Below are 16,786 nucleotides of genomic sequence, written 5' to 3'. Positions count from 1 at the left end.
CCTTAGACATGTACTGGCATTGCACGGGAGGAGAAGTTGATCGCTTCGAGCATATTCACAAGCGCTCTTACCGTATCAAGCGATGTCATACATACCACACCGTTTTCCACCGCTTCACGGCGAATACGGAAGCCGTCGCGTTCAGGCGTTTTGCCTTTAGTCAATGTGTTCACGACGAACTGGGCTTCTCCGCTGCGGATCAGATCCAGAATGTTCGGCGAACCTTCGCTCAGCTTGTGCACCGTGGTTACCGGCAGGCCAGCTTCTTGAATCGCTGTCGCCGTACCGCCCGTTGCGATAATTTTGTACCCAAGACGGTAGAAGCCTTTGAGAATCTCAATCGCTTCTTCTTTATCTTTGTCAGCCACAGTCACGACGACGGAACCTGCAGCAGGAATTTTCATGCCTGCACCGATCAAACCTTTGTAGAGCGCCTTGGCGAAATTCGTATCGCGGCCCATAACCTCGCCCGTCGACTTCATTTCCGGTCCAAGCGTCGTATCGACGCGGCGCAGCTTCGCGAAGGAGAATACCGGCACTTTCACCGACACATAGCTGTCTTCCGGCCATAGACCGCTTTGGTAGCCCATGTCGGCAAGCTTTTGCCCCATAATGACGCGAGTCGCCACATTCGCCATCGGAATGTTCGTAACTTTGCTCAAGAACGGCACTGTACGGGAAGAACGCGGGTTAACCTCGATCACGTACACTTGATCGTTATGAATAACGAACTGAATGTTGACCAAGCCCACAACGTTCAGTTCAAGACCGATTTTCGTTGTGATTTCAACGATTTGCGCTTTGATCGCATCGGAGATCGATTGCGGCGGGTAGACGGCGATGGAGTCGCCGGAGTGAACCCCTGCACGCTCAACGTGCTCCATGATGCCCGGAATCAGCACGGTTTCTTTGTCACAGATCGCGTCAACCTCTACCTCTTTGCCCAGCATGTAACGGTCAATGAGGACCGGATGCTCCGGGTTGATTTTGACCGCATACTCCATGTAGCTAAGCAGTTCTTGGTCGGAGTAGACGATTTCCATTGCGCGTCCGCCAAGGACGTACGATGGACGAACGATAACCGGATAGCCGAATTTGGCCGCTGTTCCGACAGCATCGTTCACCGATGTTACCGTTCCGCCCGGTGGTTGAGCGATGGACAGCTTGCTGAGCAGCGCTTCGAATTTCTTGCGATCCTCGGCCGTATCGATGCTCTCCAGATCGGATCCCAGAATGCGAACACCGGCTTTGGCCAGCGGAGCTGCCAGGTTAATCGCCGTTTGTCCGCCGAACTGAACGATAACCCCAATCGGATTCTCGCGTTCGATCACGTTCATCACATCTTCGAAGAAGAGCGGCTCGAAATACAAGCGGTCGGATGTGTTGAAGTCCGTAGATACAGTTTCAGGGTTGTTGTTGATAATAACGGCTTCGTAGCCTGCCGCCTGAATCGCCCATACCGCGTGCACCGTGGAATAGTCGAATTCAATCCCTTGTCCGATCCGGATCGGGCCGGACCCGAGCACGACGACTTTCTCTTTGGTCGTTTCCGTTACTTCATCTTCTTGCTCATACGTGGAGTAGTAGTACGGCGTCGAAGCTTCGAATTCGGCTGCGCAAGTATCAACCATTTTGTAAACCGGCTTAATGTTATGTTTCAAACGGAACGCTCTGACATCCGCTTCATTAATGAAGCTGGAGCATCCGGCAAGTGTGCGGATTTCGGCAACGGCGCGGTCTGTAAAGCCTTTGCGTTTAATCTCGAAGATCAGTTCTGCAGTCAGTTCGCCAGCCGCAATCTCTTTCTCGAACTTGATGAGGCCGTCTAGCTTATTCAGGAACCACCAGTCGATCTTCGTCAAGCTCTGGAGCTGCTCTACCGTATAACCTCTGCGGTACGCTTCAGCCAGCAAGAACAGGCGCTCGTCGTCCGGCTTTTGCAGACGCAGTTCCAATGTCTCTTTATCCAGCTGATCCGTTTCTTTCAGGAAGAGACGGTGAACGCCGATCTCCAACGAACGAACCGCTTTATGAATGGACTCTTCGAACGTACGGCCGATCGCCATGACTTCTCCAGTCGCTTTCATTTGTGTACCAAGCTTGCGGTTAGCCGCTGTAAACTTATCGAACGGCCAGCGCGGAATTTTCGAAACGATATAATCAAGCGCAGGCTCGAAGCATGCATACGTTTGACCGGTTACCGGATTCATGATTTCGTCCAATGTGTAGCCGATGGCAATTTTAGCCGCCATTTTGGCAATCGGATAGCCCGTCGCTTTGGAGGCAAGCGCCGAGGAGCGGCTTACACGCGGGTTAACCTCGATGACATAGTATTGGAAGCTGTGCGGATCAAGCGCATATTGTACGTTACAACCGCCTTCGATGTTCAAGGCGCGAATGATTTTCAAGGAGGCGGAACGCAGCATTTGATACTCGCGGTCCGACAACGTTTGGCTCGGCGCTACAACGATACTGTCGCCCGTATGTACGCCAACCGGGTCAAAGTTCTCCATATTACACACGACGATACAGTTGTCGTTCGCGTCACGCATAACCTCATACTCGACTTCTTTCATGCCGGCGATGCTGCGCTCAACGAGACATTGTCCGATCGGGCTGTAGCGAAGTCCGGAAGCGACGATTTCCGTCAGCTCTTCCATAGTGTTACAAATACCGCCGCCAGTACCGCCGAGCGTGTAAGCCGGGCGAACGATAATAGGGAAGCCGATTTCGTTAGCGAATTCAACCGCTTGAGCAACCGTCGTGACGATAACGCTATCCGGCACAGGCTGTTCTAATTCTCTCATCAAATCTCTGAACAGGTCGCGGTCTTCCGCTTTCTCGATCGCGGTAAGCTGCGTTCCCAGCAGCTTCACGTTCTCCGCTTCAAGCACGCCTGCACGCGCTAGCTCAACAGCCATGTTCAGACCCGTTTGACCGCCTAGTGTCGGCAGCAAGCCGTCAGGACGTTCTTGGCGAATGATTTGTGTAACGAATTCAAGAGTGATCGGTTCGATATATACTTTGTCGGCCATGTTCGTGTCCGTCATGATCGTCGCCGGGTTGGAGTTGATCAGGATGACTTCCATGCCTTCTTCTTTCAATGCTTGGCAAGCTTGTGTTCCCGCGTAGTCGAATTCGGCGGCTTGCCCGATGACGATCGGACCGGAACCGATAACGAGGATCTTTTTGAGTGTATTATTTTTTGGCATAAAGCAGTTCCTCCTTCACAGATGTCGTTGCCGTGGACGCTTTCCACTGAGCGAGCATTTGCGCTTGGCGCGGCTGCTGCGGGTTATCGCGTTTGTGCTGACGAATCAGCTCGACGAATTCATCGAACAAGTAGCTGGAATCAAAAGGTCCAGGCGCGGCTTCCGGATGGTATTGAACCGAGAACGCAGGGAATTTCTTATGTTTCAAGCCTTCGATGGTACGGTCGTTATTATTGATGTGGGTGACTTCCAGTTCGGTACCCACGATGGACTCTTCCTTCACCGTGTAACCATGGTTCTGAGAGGTAATGTAGCAGCGGCCCGTAGCCAGTTCTTTCACAGGGTGATTGCCGCCGCGGTGGCCGAACTTCAATTTGTCGGTGTCAGCGCCGCAAGCAAGTGCGAACAGCTGGTGACCCAAGCAAATCCCGAACAACGGGATGTCTCCAAGCAGGCCTTTGATCATCTCAACTGCGTGAGGCACGTCTTTCGGATCCCCAGGGCCGTTGGACAGCAGCACGCCGTCCGGTGCCAAGCGGCGGATTTGCTCCGCAGTCGCATCTTGAGGCACAACGACGACGTCGCAGTCGCGTTTGCTCAGATCGCGGATAATACCGCTTTTCGCGCCGAAATCGACGAGCACGATGCGCTCTTTATGTCCAGGCGCGCCGTACACGCTTTTGGTGGATACGCGGCTAACTTGGTCTGTCATAAGCGGCGTGCCGCGCAAAATTTCCGTCAATTCCGCAACGGATTTATTGGAAGTCGTCAGCAAGCTTTTCATGACGCCGTGGTGGCGGATTTTGCGAGTCAGCATCCGCGTGTCAATCCCGGAGATACCTACGATGCCGTATTCTTTCAGCAAGGAGCCCAGCGTATATTGCGCTCTCCAGTTACTTGGGATTTCTTCATGCTCGCGCACGACGAAGCCATGAATGAATGGGCGTACGGATTCAAAATCGTCCCGAATCACACCGTAGTTACCCACCAACGGGTACGTCATCGTAACGATTTGGCCGCAGTAGGATGGATCCGAGAGAACCTCCTGATAGCCTGTAATCCCCGTGTTGAATACGACCTCGCCGACGGACTCTCCTTCACTACCGAACGATTTTCCTGTAAAAAGCGTACCGTCTTCCAGCAACAATCTTGCCTGCATGTATGTTCAGCTCCTTCACTATTGTCAAACGATTCTCACGAACCGCAGGTGTCATGTCCTCAATTTGTAGACTTGCACTGCATAAAAAATTATCTTTTTGTATAAATATACACGAAAATTCACTCGCCGTATAGAGACTGGATTTGCCGATTTTATGAATAAACGATCTTGCCCGAAGCGATCGTGACAACCGGCCAGCCTTTCAGCTTCCAACCGATGAACGGCGTATTTTTGCTGCGGGATACGATCTCTTCTTTCCGAACCTCTTGCTCCGTCTCCAAATCGACGATCGTGATGTCCGCAACGCTGCCAACCTCCAAAGTTCCGTATGGAAGTCCGAATACGTCAGCCGGCTTCTTCGTCATGCGGTCAACGAGGAATCCGAGCGTCCACTTGCCTGTCAGCACGAATTGCGTGTACAGCAAGGAGAAAGCCGTCTCGAAGCCGAGAATGCCGAATGGCGCAAGCATCATGCCTTTGGCCTTCTCTTCTTCCGAATGCGGGGCATGGTCCGTAACGATGATGTCGATCGTGCCGTCTTCCAGTCCTTCGATGACCGCTTGCACATCGCGCGGCGTGCGCAGCGGCGGGTTCATCTTCCAGTTCGCGTCCAGTCCTGGAATATCTTCGTCCGAGAGCACCAGATGGTGCGGACATACCTCGGCGGTCACTTTAATTCCGAACTGCTTCGCGTGACGGATCAGACGCACCGATTGCTCTGTGGAGACGTGGCATACATGGTAATGAACGCCCGTCGCTTCCGCAAGCAGCACGTCGCGGCCAACATGAATCGCCTCCGACTCGTTCGGGATCCCCTTCAAGCCATGCTTCTTGGAGAAGGAGCCTTCCGTTACCGGCGCTCCGACGACAAGCGTATCATCCTCGCAGTGCGCGATGATCGGCATGCCGATCGATGCAGCCAGCGCCATCGCATCCTTCATCATTTGCGCACTTTGTACGCCGACGCCGTCATCCGTGTAGCCGATGACGCCCGCTTCTTTCAGGGCGGCGAAGTCCGTCAATTCCCGGCCCAGCTCGTTCTTCGTGATCGTGCCGTAAGGCAGTACGCGGATCACGCCTTCTGTGGCCGCTTTATCCAATATGTAATTCACTGTATCAACCGTATCGATTACCGGTCTCGTATTCGGCATGCAGGCGATTGTCGTGAAACCGCCTCTTGCCGCGGAGCGAGTCCCCGTCGCGATATTTTCTTTATGTTCGAAGCCAGGCTCCCGCAAATGGACATGCATATCGATGAAGCCCGGAGCTACCAATTTGCCTGCCGCATCGATCACTTCATGGCCTTCGGTTTGCGGCGCCGCAACTTCGGCAGCATCCAGAACCTGTGCGATTTTATCGTTCTCAACTAGAATGTGTTTTGTGGCCTGTACGTTATTTGCATCAACGGTAAGTCCGTTTAGAATCCAAATGCCCATTGTGGTGAAATCCCCCTGTTCTATGATAGAGCTCGTTCGATGACGGCCATTCGAATCGGCACACCGTGAGCGATTTGCGTGAAAATTTTCGATTTCTCATGTTCAACCAGCTCGTCATCGAGCTCGACATTGCGGTTAACCGGCGCCGGGTGCATGATGATCGCGTGAGGCGCCATCCGGCTTGCCCGCTCCGCCGTCAGACCGTACTGCTCGCGGTATTCTTCCGCTGAGCGAAGCAGGCCTGTGTCGTGCCGTTCAAGCTGCACGCGCAGCATCATGACGACATCCGCTTTCAGCGCTTCGTCGAAGGAGACATACGGCGCGAACTCCGCCAGTTCCGGAGCCTGCATGCTGGCTGGCGCGCAGAACTGCACTTTCGCTCCCAATGTGAGCAGTCCCCACAGGTTGGAGCGCGCCACGCGGCTGTGCAGGATGTCTCCGACGATGGAGACTGTCAGCCCTTTGATGCTGCCGAATTGCTTGCGCATCGTATAGAAGTCGAGCAGCGCTTGCGTCGGATGCTCGTTGTTGCCGTCGCCCGCGTTGATGAGCGGGATGCGGATCTTCTCGGCGAGCTCCTGGAGAACGCCGTTCGGCTTCAGGCGGATGACCCCTGCGTCGATGCCCATCGATTCCAGCGTCCGCACCGTGTCGTAGATGGACTCGCCTTTCTGGACGCTGGACTCCGCAGCGGAGAAGTTAAGCACATCCGCTCCCAAACGCTTTTGCGCCAGTTCGAAGGAAAACCGGGTTCTTGTACTATTCTCAAAAAACAGGTTGGACACGAATTTGCCATGGAACTGGTTCGTCACCTTCGTCGGAAACTGCTCCCAGTGGGCCGCCCGATCCAAAATGCTTGTGATCTCCCCTGCGCTGACACCTTTCAATCCCAGAAAATGCTTCGTTTGTGTACTCACTGTGCTCACTCCTGTTTCCCCCTCTGTTGAAGTATAATGACGCCGTCCTTGTTGTCGATTTCCGTTAGCAGCACTTCAATGCTTTCGCTCTTGGAGGTAGGCACGTTCTTGCCTACATAGTCGGGGCGGATCGGCAGCTCGCGATGCCCTCTGTCTACGAGTACGGCCAGCTGGATCATTTGCGGTCTGCCCAGATCGATCAGAGCGTCCATCGCAGCCCGCACGGTGCGCCCTGTGTACAGCACATCATCGAAAAGAATGATTTTGCGGTCTTGAATCTGAATGTGTCCGCCTTCCTGAACGTTCAGCGCGGATTTCACCTTTACCCTGTCATCCCGGTAAGAGGTAATGTCGATCTCGCCGACCGGAACCGGCACGCCCTCGATCTCCTTGATGCGTTCGGCGACACGTTTCGCCAAATAAATACCGCGGGTCCGAATCCCAATTAGGGTACAATTTTCTACCCCCTTATTCTTTTCCAGTATCTCATGCGCAATCCGCGTTAGCGCCCGACGAATTCCCATTTCGTCGATAATCGTGTGTTCGGCTGTTTCGTTCAATTGGTTCGCCTCCTAACAATTGTTCGTAGGAAAACTTGCAGCGTGAGCATCGGCTGGTCGTATGAAGCCAAAAAACTCCTTGCCCAAATTCGGCAAGGAGTTAAGTGTGCATGAAGATACAAAGCGGGGCATAAGGATGCACGCACCCCTATACTTGTACATACACTGAATCCGCGATCCTGTGTATCCCGTCTTTACTCATCGACTACCTTGCCAGCCTCTCTGGACTGTTTTTAAAGGTACATATGTAATTAAAAGAATTATGCCATTTTCGACACGATAAGTCAATATCAGTTCCAACATTTTTTGAGTATAAACTTTTCCATGTGTTATAATTTACATATAAATAGAATAAGCAGCCTGTTGCCCAACAATCGCTAAGGAGGAACTCATGTTTAAACTTTTCAGGCTATTGAAACCTTACAGAGTCTCAGTCGCAGCCATCATCGTTCTAATGCTAGCACAGTCTCTGGCTCAGCTGTACCTCCCTACGCTGCTCTCAGACATCGTCGATGTCGGTGTCTTGAAAGGAGATGTCCCCTACATCCTCCTATATGGAGCATACATGCTGCTCGTAGCGATGGGCGCTATGGCCTGCGTCATTGTCGCCAGCTATTTGCTGGCCAAGACAGCGACAGGATTCGGCAGGGATCTGCGCCGCAAGCTGTTCAGCCATGTCGAAAGCTTCTCGCTCCACGAGTTTGACAAGCTCGGCACCTCCTCCCTCATCACGAGGACAACGAACGATATCGCGCAAGTCCAGCAGGTGATCGTCATGATGCGGATGTTCATCGGCGCACCGACGATGCTGATCGGCGGCGTCATCATGGCGACCTATAAGGACACCCATCTGGCGCTTGTGCTGATCGCCGTCATTCCTATCCTTATTCTTGCGATCATCGGCATTATGCGCAAAGGCCTTCCTTTATTTAAAGTTTTGCAGGTGAAAATCGACGGCATCAATCTCGTGCTTCGCGAGCACTTGACCGGCATTCGCGTCATTCGGGCATTCAACCGCTCAGGTCATGAGAAAAGCAAGTTCGAGAAAGCGAATCTGGATTACACGCAGACGGCGATCAAAGTGAATACGCTGATGGCGACGATGATGCCCATTATGATGCTCGTTTTCAATCTGGGGATCGTCGTCATTCTATGGTACGGCGGGTTACGGATCGATCAGAATCAGATGCAGATCGGCGACCTGATGGCCTTCATCCAGTATGCGATGCAGATTATGTTTTCTATGTTCATGATGACGATGATTTTCATGATGATTCCGAGAGCGTCGGCTTCTTCGGTTCGTATTCTGGAGATTCTGGGCTTACAATCTACGATCCTTGAAGCGGAAGCCGCGCCAAGTCCTGCTCTCCATCAACCGGCAGCCATTGAGTTTCATCATGTTACTTTCCGCTACCCCGGCGCCGAGCAGCCGGCGATCCGCGACATTTCGTTCCGCGCCGAGCCTGGCGAGGTGACGGCCATTATCGGCGGCACAGGCTCCGGCAAATCGACGCTGATTCATCTGCTGCTTCGCTTCTACGATGTCGATACAGGTGCGATCACGATCGACGGGCAGCCGCTGCCGCAGCTGCCGCTCGAAAGCTTGCGGCAGCGCATCGGGTATGTGCCGCAGAAGGCGGCGCTATTCTCCGGCACGGTTGCCGACAACATCCGTTTCGGCTGCGAGTCGGCGACGGACGCCGAAATCGCGCAAGCCGCCGAGACCGCACAAGCCGCCGGCTTCATCGCCGAATTGAAAGACGGCTATCAATCCGTGCTCAGCCAAGGGGGAGCGAATTTATCCGGCGGCCAGAAGCAGCGGTTGGCGATAGCCCGGGCGCTCGCACGGAAACCGGATATCTATGTCTTCGACGACAGCTTCTCCGCGCTTGATTTCAAAACAGACGCCAAGCTGCGTGCGGCGTTGAAAGCCGAAACGGAACAAGCTACGAAGATCATCGTAGCGCAGCGCGTCAGTACAATTCTTGATGCCAACCGCATCATTGTGCTCGAGGATGGCCGCATTGCCGGCATCGGCACACATGAGGAGCTGCTTCAATCTTGCAGCGTTTATCAAGAAATCGTAGCTTCCCAGCTGTCAGAGGAGGAAATCGCATGAGCAACCAATCCAGAAACCAGCGGCCTTCCTCCCCAGGGGTAAACCCCGGGCACTTCGGACGCGGAGGCATGGGCGCTATGGGCATGCCCGTCCAGAAAGCCAAAGATTTCAAAGGAACACTGCGCCGCCTCTCCGGTTACATGAAGCCTTACAAATTTTCCATTACGTCGGTATTTATCGCCGCCGTGTTAAGCACCGTATTCAGTATCATCAGCCCGAAGCTCATGGGCAATGCAACGACCATGCTCTATGAAGGCTCCATGGCCAAGCTGAAAGGAATCCCCGGCGCCAAGATCGATTTCGACGCTTTGCTTCACATCGTTCTGATCCTGGCTGCGCTCTATGTGTTCAGCTCCATCTTAACGTTCATCCAGCAGCGCATCATGGTCGGCGTAACCCAGCAAATCGTCTTCCATCTGCGCAAAGATATTAGCGAGAAGTTGACCCGGGTACCCTTATCTTTCTTCGACGCCCGCAGTCACGGCGACACGATGAGCCGGGCTACGAACGACGTAGACACGATCTCCTCCACCATGCAGCAGAGCTTGACGCAGCTGATTACCTCCATCGTGACTCTGGTAGGGATCATTATCATGATGCTGACGATCTCGCCTTTGCTAACGCTGGTTACGATTATCACTCTCCCGCTAAGCATCATGGGGACGAAGCTGATCGCTTCCAAGTCGCAGAAATTTTTCATCGGCCAACAAAGAACGTTAGGTGAATTGAACGGCCACGTAGAGGAAATGTACACCGGGCACACGATTGTGAAGGCATTCGGCCGGGAGCAGCAATCCATCGAGAAATTCAACGAAATCAACGATCGGCTGTATCATTCCGGCTGGAAAGCGCAGTTCATCTCAGGCATGATCTTCCCCCTCATGTCCTTCATCGGGAATATCGGGTATGTGCTGGTCAGTGTGATCGGCGGGGTCATGGTCACGCATAACGCAATCAAAATCGGCGATATATTGGCTTTCATCCAATATTCCGGACAGTTCGGCATGCCGATTACCCAGGTGGCCAACATTGCGAACGTCATTCAATCGACCATCGCGGCGGCGGAACGTATTTTCGAGCTGCTCGATGAGCCTGAAGAAGTACCGGAGGAGCCGCATGCGAAACCCGCCGCAATGGTTCGCGGACATGTGCGGTTCGACCATGTCGCCTTCTCCTATAAGCCGGACGCACCGCTGATTGAGGATATGAACATCGATGTGAAGCCGGGGCAGACGGTAGCCATCGTCGGTCCGACCGGCGCAGGCAAAACAACGATCGTCAACCTGCTGATGCGCTTCTATGAATTGAATGGAGGCACCATTTCCATTGACGGTATTGATTCGCGCCTCATGGCCCGGAGTCAACTCCGCGGGCTGTTCGGCATGGTGCTTCAAGATACGTGGCTGTTCAATGGCACGATTCGCGACAATATTGCTTACGGTCGTGCTGGAGCCACGGAAGATGAGATCGTGAACGCGGCACGCGCCGCTTATGCGGACCATTTTATTCGCACACTGCCGGATGGTTACAATACGATTTTGAATGAAGAAGCTTCCAACCTATCCCACGGCCAAAAGCAGCTGCTCACTATCGCGAGGGCGATTCTGGCGGATCCGGCCATCCTCATTCTGGATGAAGCGACCTCATCCGTCGATACGCGGACCGAGGTATCCATTCAGCGGGCAATGAATCATTTGATGGAGAATCGCACAAGCTTCGTCATTGCGCACCGCCTCTCGACGATCCGGGAAGCCGATCTGATTCTGGTGATGAATCACGGGAGCGTCATCGAACAGGGCACGCATGAGCAGCTTCTGGAGCAGCGAGGCTTCTACGCCGATCTGTATAACAGCCAATTTGCGACGAAAGCTGTCTAAACTTGTAGTGAATATATTGGCTCTCCTGCTGGCTTTCTGCTAATATAGGAGAGTCAATCAAATTTTTGAAGGAGATGTCACCATGTCTGAAATGAACACGATGGAAATTATTCAATTTATCCGCGACAGCAAAAAGAAAACCCCTGTCAAAGTATACGTAAAAGGAAACCTGGACGGCCTTGCGTTCGGCGAAGGCAGCCAAGCGTTCATCTCCGGCGGAAGCGGCGTCGTTTTCGGCGAGTGGAGCGAAATTGCGCCTGTATTGGAAGCGAATAAAGATAAAGTGGTTGATTATGTCGTTGAATCCGACCGCCGTAACTCCGCAATCCCTACGCTGGATCTGAAACCGATCAACGCGCGTATCGAACCGGGCGCCGTTATTCGTGATAAAGTACATATCGGCGATAACGCCGTCATCATGATGGGTGCCCTCATCAACATCGGTGCTTCCGTCGGCGACGGCACGATGATCGATATGAACGCCGTTCTTGGCGGCCGCGCCCAAATCGGCAAAATGTGCCACATCGGCGCAGGCGCAGTTGTTGCCGGCGTTATCGAGCCTCCGTCAGCTCAACCTTGCGTGGTTGAAGATGACGTGCTTATCGGCGCGAATGCAGTTGTTCTCGAAGGCGTACGCATCGGACAAGGTTCCGTCGTTGCCGCAGGCGCTGTCGTAACGCAAGACGTTGAGCCTTTCACAGTCGTTGCAGGCGCTCCTGCCCGTGTAATTAAGAAAGTCGACGACAAAACAAAATCCAAAACGGAAATCCTGGCGGATCTGCGTAAGCTGTAAGAGGCGCAGGAGGAGATCGTGATGCTGAGCCCTTTTGCCCTACTGCGGCGCAAGCTGCATCAAATCCCGGAGCCGGGCTTTCAGGAGTTCAAAACGCAGAAGCTGCTGCTTGACGAGTTAAGCAAGTTGCCTCAAGATAGAATGTCGATACGCACATGGCGTACCGGCATTCTTGTCTATATCCGCGGTTTGAATCCTTCGCAGCGCTTCGGTTACCGCGCTGATATGGACGGGCTGCCGATTCCGGAGGATACGGGACTCCCGTTTCCTTCCGAGCATCCCGGCTATATGCATGCCTGCGGGCATGATTTTCATATGGCGATCGGCATGGGCGTCGTATCGCACTTTGTTCATCACCCGATGAAGGATGATCTGGTTGTGTTGTTTCAGCCTGCGGAGGAAGGTCCCGGCGGCGCGCTGCCGATGCTCGGGGCCGAGGAATTCCAGGACTGGAAGCCCGATCAGATGGTGGCGCTGCACATCGCCCCGGAATACCCGGTCGGCACCATTGCGACACGGCCTGAGATTCTATTCGCGAACACGTCCGAACTATTCATCGATCTGCACGGCAAGGGTGGCCACGCGGCGTATCCGCACCGCGCGAACGATATGATCATCGCGGCGGCGCAAATGGTCGGCCAGCTGCAGACGATAGTCTCGCGCAATGTGAATCCGCTTGACGCTGCCGTCGTCACGATCGGCAAGCTGGAAGCCGGCACGAAGCAGAACATCATCGCGGAGAATGCGCGGCTGGAAGGCACGATCCGCACCTTGTCCGCAGACTCCATGCGGCAGGTGAAGCAGCGGATCGAAGCGATCACAGCCGGCATCGAGGCTTCATTTGACTGCAAGGCCACGATTGATTACGGCTCGAATTACATGCAGGTCTTCAATACGCCTGCATTGACCCGCGAATTCATGGACTGGCTGCAGGATCGGGATCAGGTAACGCTCGTCGAGTGCACGGAAGCAATGACCGGCGAAGACTTCGGCTACTTCTTGGAGCAGATTCCGGGCTTCATGTTCTGGCTTGGCGTCGATACGCCTCACGGCCTGCACCACGCGAAGCTGAACCCGGATGAACGTGCCATTGACGTCGCTATCGATACCATAACTGATTACCTGACGTTTAAATCGAATCAATAACAAAAAAACCTCCAATCCCACGTTCCACGTGGATTCGGAGGTTTTTTACCATTTATGCCAGTTTGCCGATAAAACGTTCTAACCGGTTCAGCGACTCTTCCAGCACTTCTTGCGAATACGCATAGGAAATTCGAATGTACCCTTCGCCATAGGACGTGAAGGCGTCCCCTGGCACTACGGCAACATGTTCTTCCTCCAGCAGCCTCATGGCGAACTCCTGTGACGGAAGGCCGAATTTGGCGATCGACGGGAATAAATAGAATGCGCCGTCAGGCTTTTCCAACTCCAAGCCCATAGCCGTCAATCGGTTATAGACGTAGTCGCGGCGCTCCTCATATTCTTTACGCATCGGCAGCGCATCATCGATCCCGGCCGTCAAAGCTTCCAAGGCTGCATACTGGCTCACAGAGCTGGCACAGGTCACATTGTATTGGTGGACCTTGACCATATGCTGCGTAATACTCGCAGGCGCCATAGTGAAGCCGATCCGCCACCCTGTCATGGCATGAGATTTGGATAATCCGTTGATGACGATCGTTTGCTCCCGCAGCTTGCCCATGTTCGCAATGGAGTGATGTTTGACGCCATAGACCAGCTCACTGTAGATTTCATCGGATAGCACGAACAGCTCCCGATCTTCCAACAAGCGAGCCAGATCCGTGAGCTCCTCCTGCGTCAGAACTTGTCCTGTAGGATTCGATGGATAACATAAGATGACACAACGCGTCTTATCCGTTAAATAGGGTGCCAGCAAATCTGCGGTTAATTTCAGACCGTTCGCTCTTGTGTCCACGTAGACAGGAACTCCGCCCGCCAACCGGATCAATGGCTCATAACCCGGATAGATCGGAGCCGGCAGTATCACTTCCGCCCCCGGCGTTAGAATCGTACGGAGCGTGATGTCGACAGCCTGGCTGGCTCCGGCAGTCACGATAATTTCGTCCGCCGCCCGGTACGTTTGCCCATATTTCACATTGACAAAATGAGAAACGGCCTCCCGCAGCTCCAACAAGCCCGGATTTTGCGTGTAGACGGTTTTGTTTTGATCCAGCGCCTTCTGCCCCGCTTCAATGATATGCCGCGGCGTCGGGAAGTCCGGCTGCCCGATCGTCAAAGTTAACGCCCCTGGAATGGCGGCAACCAGATTGGAAATTTTCCGGATGCCCGAAATCTGTATATCTTTCACTTGTGGATTGATTAAATGTTCCAAGTGATTCACTCCTCTCCCTCTCAAATGAATCCTAGGATGTTCGAATCGTCTGCAGCAAATTGGCCATATCTTCAGGAATCGGCGCTTCGAACTGCAGCCACTCTCCGGTGCGCGGATGCTCGAAGCCCAGAATGGCGGCATGCAGTGCCTGGCCTTCCATCAGATTGCCTTTGCTCTTGCCGTACATCGGGTCGCCGACCAAGGGGTGTCCGATGAATTTCATATGCACGCGAATTTGATGCGTTCTCCCCGTTTCCAGCTTGAGCTCGACCAGCGTGAAATCGCCGAACCGTTCGAGTACGACGAAATGCGTCACGGCATGCTTGCTGTTTTTCTCCGTTACGGTGTACATCTTGCGGTCATGCGAGTCCCGGCCGATCGGTGCGTCGATCGTTCCTTGGTCATGCTGGAGCTTCCCGTGGACCAAAGCGATATATTTGCGGTTCACCGTATGAGCTTTCAACTGCTCGGCCAAGCCGGCATGCGCTTTATCATTCTTGGCAGACATAATGAGTCCCGATGTATCCTTATCGATCCGGTGCACGATTCCGGGCCGAAGCTCCCCGTTGATTCCCGACAAATCGCGGCAATGGTACATCAGCGCATTCACCAGCGTGCCCGAATAATGTCCGGGAGCCGGATGCACGACCAAGCCCCGCGGCTTGTTGATGACGATGACGTCCGCATCCTCATAAACGACGTTCAGCGGGATGTTCTCTGCGAGAAGTTCAACGCCTTGCGGATCGGGAATCTGCAGCGTGATGACGTCCTGCTCGGCAAGCTTGTAGTTCGGCTTGATCCCTTTCCCGTTCACCTGAACATGCCCGTCTTTGACCCACTGCTGCACCAAGGTTCGGGATACGTCCTCCTCCAAGGCTTCCGTGATGAATTTATCGATGCGTTCTCCCGCGTACGTCTTCTCAACTGTCCATTCGACAGGTTCATTGGATGATAGCTCAGACGAGGTCTGATTTAGGCTCATGGGCGCCTCCCTTTTTCTCTTGTCTCCAAGCTAAGAGCGAATCCAGGAAAATCAGGATAACCCCGACCACGATCGCGGAATCAGCAATATTGAAAATCGGATAGATGTAATAAATATCTTTGCCGAAAAAGCTGAAATCGAAAGTAAATTGAAGGAAATCCACAACTTCCCCGAATAATGCCCGGTCAACGAAATTGCCGATGGCACCGCCAAGCAGCAAGCTGAGCGCAAAAGTCAATAATTTTTTATTATCACGTACCGTACGGCGCATATACCAGACAATGCCAATCAGAACGAACGTTGTGATAATGATGAAGAACCAGCGCTGGTTTTGCAAAATGCCAAAGGCAGCACCTTTGTTCCTGTGCGATGTGATCATGAAAAATTCCCCGATGACGGAACGTTCCTCGCCTAGCGGAATCCGTTTGACAATCGTCCATTTGGACACTTGATCCAAGATAAAAACGATAAGCGCATAGAAGTAGTATTTCAAATATTTCATTAATCTTTTCCCCCTAAAAGTTATGCGTACCTGATTTTCAAGGAATTACCTCACTAAAAAATGCAGCCTCACGGCATTATAACGGTATGGATCAGCTGTTAGAAGGGAGCTGTTGAGCTGATGAGTCATTTAACCGAGCAACAATTGAAACAATTATACTTGCAGCTGTTGGAGGAAAAGGTTGATCTCGAGAAACATTTTGCCACGAATGACAACTATGGCTTGGCCAATTCGTTCAGGGACGGTACAGGCGAACTTTCGATGTACGATAATCATCCCGGGGATGTGGCGACCGAAATTTATGAACGTGAGAAAGATATCTCTCTGAATGAACATGCCGAATTTCATTTGCAGCAAGTAGACGAAGCATTGGTCCATATGGAAAATGGGGATTACGGCCACTGTGTATTCTGCCAGACCCCGATTCCGTTCGAGCGGCTGCAGGCTATACCGACGACCCTTTATTGCCTGGAGCATGTCCCGGATCCGGAGCGCTCCATCCGCCGACCTGTGGAGGAACGAGTCCTTTATCCGCCGTTTGGTCGCACGAGCTTGGACGAACGTCAGGACGAGACTGAATTTGACGGTGAAGATGCATGGCAGATCGTCGAAAGCTGGGGCACATCCAATACGCCGGCCTTCGCCGAAGATCCCAACGTTGAGAATTACAACGAGATGTACATCGAAGCCGATGAGCATGAAGGCTATGTGGAGTCCTTTGAAAGCTTCGTTGCCACCGATTTATACGGCGAGCATGTGACGATCGTACGCAGCAAAGCCTACCGGAACTATATGCATAGCGATGAAGGCGAACCGCTCCTCGAACCGGATGACCGTTCCCATCTTGATGATGAGCCTCTCTAAAATAAACAG

At 53.1% G+C, this 16,786-nt stretch carries 13 protein-coding genes; 5 read left to right on the top strand and 8 right to left on the bottom strand.

Annotated features, from left to right (window positions below; translation table 11 throughout):
* Nucleotides 1-2 precede the first annotated feature (2 nt).
* The 5 genes from carB to pyrR all read right to left on the bottom strand — a co-directional run bounded on the left by carB (nt 3) and on the right by pyrR (nt 7,248).
* Complete coding sequence (gene carB, locus PUT07_RS23490) at nt 3-3,212, bottom strand: carbamoyl-phosphate synthase large subunit (RefSeq protein ID WP_274471040.1); 3,210 nt, start codon at nt 3,210-3,212, stop codon at nt 3-5.
* Nucleotides 3,199-4,371 (bottom strand): glutamine-hydrolyzing carbamoyl-phosphate synthase small subunit, encoded by a 1,173-nt coding sequence (carA, locus tag PUT07_RS23485; RefSeq protein ID WP_274471039.1) that lies wholly within the window; start codon nt 4,369-4,371, stop codon nt 3,199-3,201. The genes carB and carA overlap by 14 nt, the downstream gene beginning before the upstream one ends.
* 152 nt (nt 4,372-4,523) lie before the next feature.
* Nucleotides 4,524-5,807 (bottom strand): dihydroorotase, encoded by a 1,284-nt coding sequence (locus tag PUT07_RS23480; protein WP_274471036.1) that lies wholly within the window; start codon nt 5,805-5,807, stop codon nt 4,524-4,526.
* 20 nt (nt 5,808-5,827) lie between these two features.
* Complete coding sequence (locus PUT07_RS23475) at nt 5,828-6,724, bottom strand: aspartate carbamoyltransferase catalytic subunit (protein ID WP_379240444.1); 897 nt, start codon at nt 6,722-6,724, stop codon at nt 5,828-5,830.
* A 5-nt stretch (nt 6,725-6,729) separates the two neighbouring features.
* Nucleotides 6,730-7,248, bottom strand: a complete 519-nt coding sequence (pyrR, locus tag PUT07_RS23470; protein ID WP_379240623.1) for a bifunctional pyr operon transcriptional regulator/uracil phosphoribosyltransferase PyrR — start codon at nt 7,246-7,248, stop codon at nt 6,730-6,732.
* 427 nt (nt 7,249-7,675) lie between these two features.
* Between pyrR and PUT07_RS23465 the strand changes: the two genes are divergently transcribed.
* From PUT07_RS23465 to PUT07_RS23450, 4 genes are all read left to right on the top strand, one after another.
* Nucleotides 7,676-9,403 carry an ABC transporter ATP-binding protein gene (locus tag PUT07_RS23465; RefSeq protein WP_274471029.1) on the top strand — a complete coding sequence of 576 codons (1,728 nt, stop codon included), beginning with the start codon at nt 7,676-7,678 and terminating at the stop codon, nt 9,401-9,403.
* Nucleotides 9,400-11,280: an ABC transporter ATP-binding protein gene (locus PUT07_RS23460; RefSeq protein WP_274471027.1), complete on the top strand. Its 1,881-nt coding sequence runs from the start codon at nt 9,400-9,402 to the stop codon at nt 11,278-11,280. Before PUT07_RS23465 ends, PUT07_RS23460 begins: the two co-directional genes overlap by 4 nt.
* A gap of 82 nt (nt 11,281-11,362) precedes the next feature.
* The gene (dapD, locus tag PUT07_RS23455; protein WP_274471026.1) at nt 11,363-12,073 is read left to right on the top strand and encodes a 2,3,4,5-tetrahydropyridine-2,6-dicarboxylate N-acetyltransferase; all 711 of its coding nucleotides are present in this window, start codon (nt 11,363-11,365) and stop codon (nt 12,071-12,073) included.
* A 21-nt stretch (nt 12,074-12,094) separates the two neighbouring features.
* Nucleotides 12,095-13,219 carry an N-acetyldiaminopimelate deacetylase gene (locus tag PUT07_RS23450; protein WP_274471024.1) on the top strand — a complete coding sequence of 375 codons (1,125 nt, stop codon included), beginning with the start codon at nt 12,095-12,097 and terminating at the stop codon, nt 13,217-13,219.
* Nucleotides 13,220-13,271: 52 nt separating this feature from the next.
* Here the strand turns inward: PUT07_RS23450 and PUT07_RS23445 are convergent, their stop codons facing one another.
* Genes PUT07_RS23445 through lspA form a run of 3 tightly spaced genes read right to left on the bottom strand, consistent with a single transcriptional unit; the run spans nt 13,272 to nt 15,913 of the window.
* Nucleotides 13,272-14,429, bottom strand: a complete 1,158-nt coding sequence (locus tag PUT07_RS23445) for an aminotransferase A (RefSeq protein WP_274471022.1) — start codon at nt 14,427-14,429, stop codon at nt 13,272-13,274.
* Between the two features lie 31 nt (nt 14,430-14,460).
* Complete coding sequence (locus PUT07_RS23440; protein ID WP_274471021.1) at nt 14,461-15,411, bottom strand: RluA family pseudouridine synthase; 951 nt, start codon at nt 15,409-15,411, stop codon at nt 14,461-14,463.
* The gene (gene lspA / locus PUT07_RS23435) at nt 15,386-15,913 is read right to left on the bottom strand and encodes a signal peptidase II (protein ID WP_379240440.1); all 528 of its coding nucleotides are present in this window, start codon (nt 15,911-15,913) and stop codon (nt 15,386-15,388) included. Before lspA ends, PUT07_RS23440 begins: the two co-directional genes overlap by 26 nt.
* A gap of 120 nt (nt 15,914-16,033) precedes the next feature.
* Here lspA and PUT07_RS23430 point away from each other — a divergent pair, with 120 nt between their 5' ends.
* Nucleotides 16,034-16,777, top strand: coding sequence for a TraR/DksA C4-type zinc finger protein (locus PUT07_RS23430; protein WP_274471019.1), 744 nt, complete (start codon nt 16,034-16,036; stop codon nt 16,775-16,777).
* Nucleotides 16,778-16,786: the final 9 nt, after the last annotated feature.

The organism is Paenibacillus sp. MAHUQ-63 (genome assembly GCF_028765165.1).
Taxonomy (GTDB): domain Bacteria; phylum Bacillota; class Bacilli; order Paenibacillales; family NBRC-103111; genus Paenibacillus_E.
This window is presented reverse-complemented; position numbering and strand designations above follow the sequence as displayed.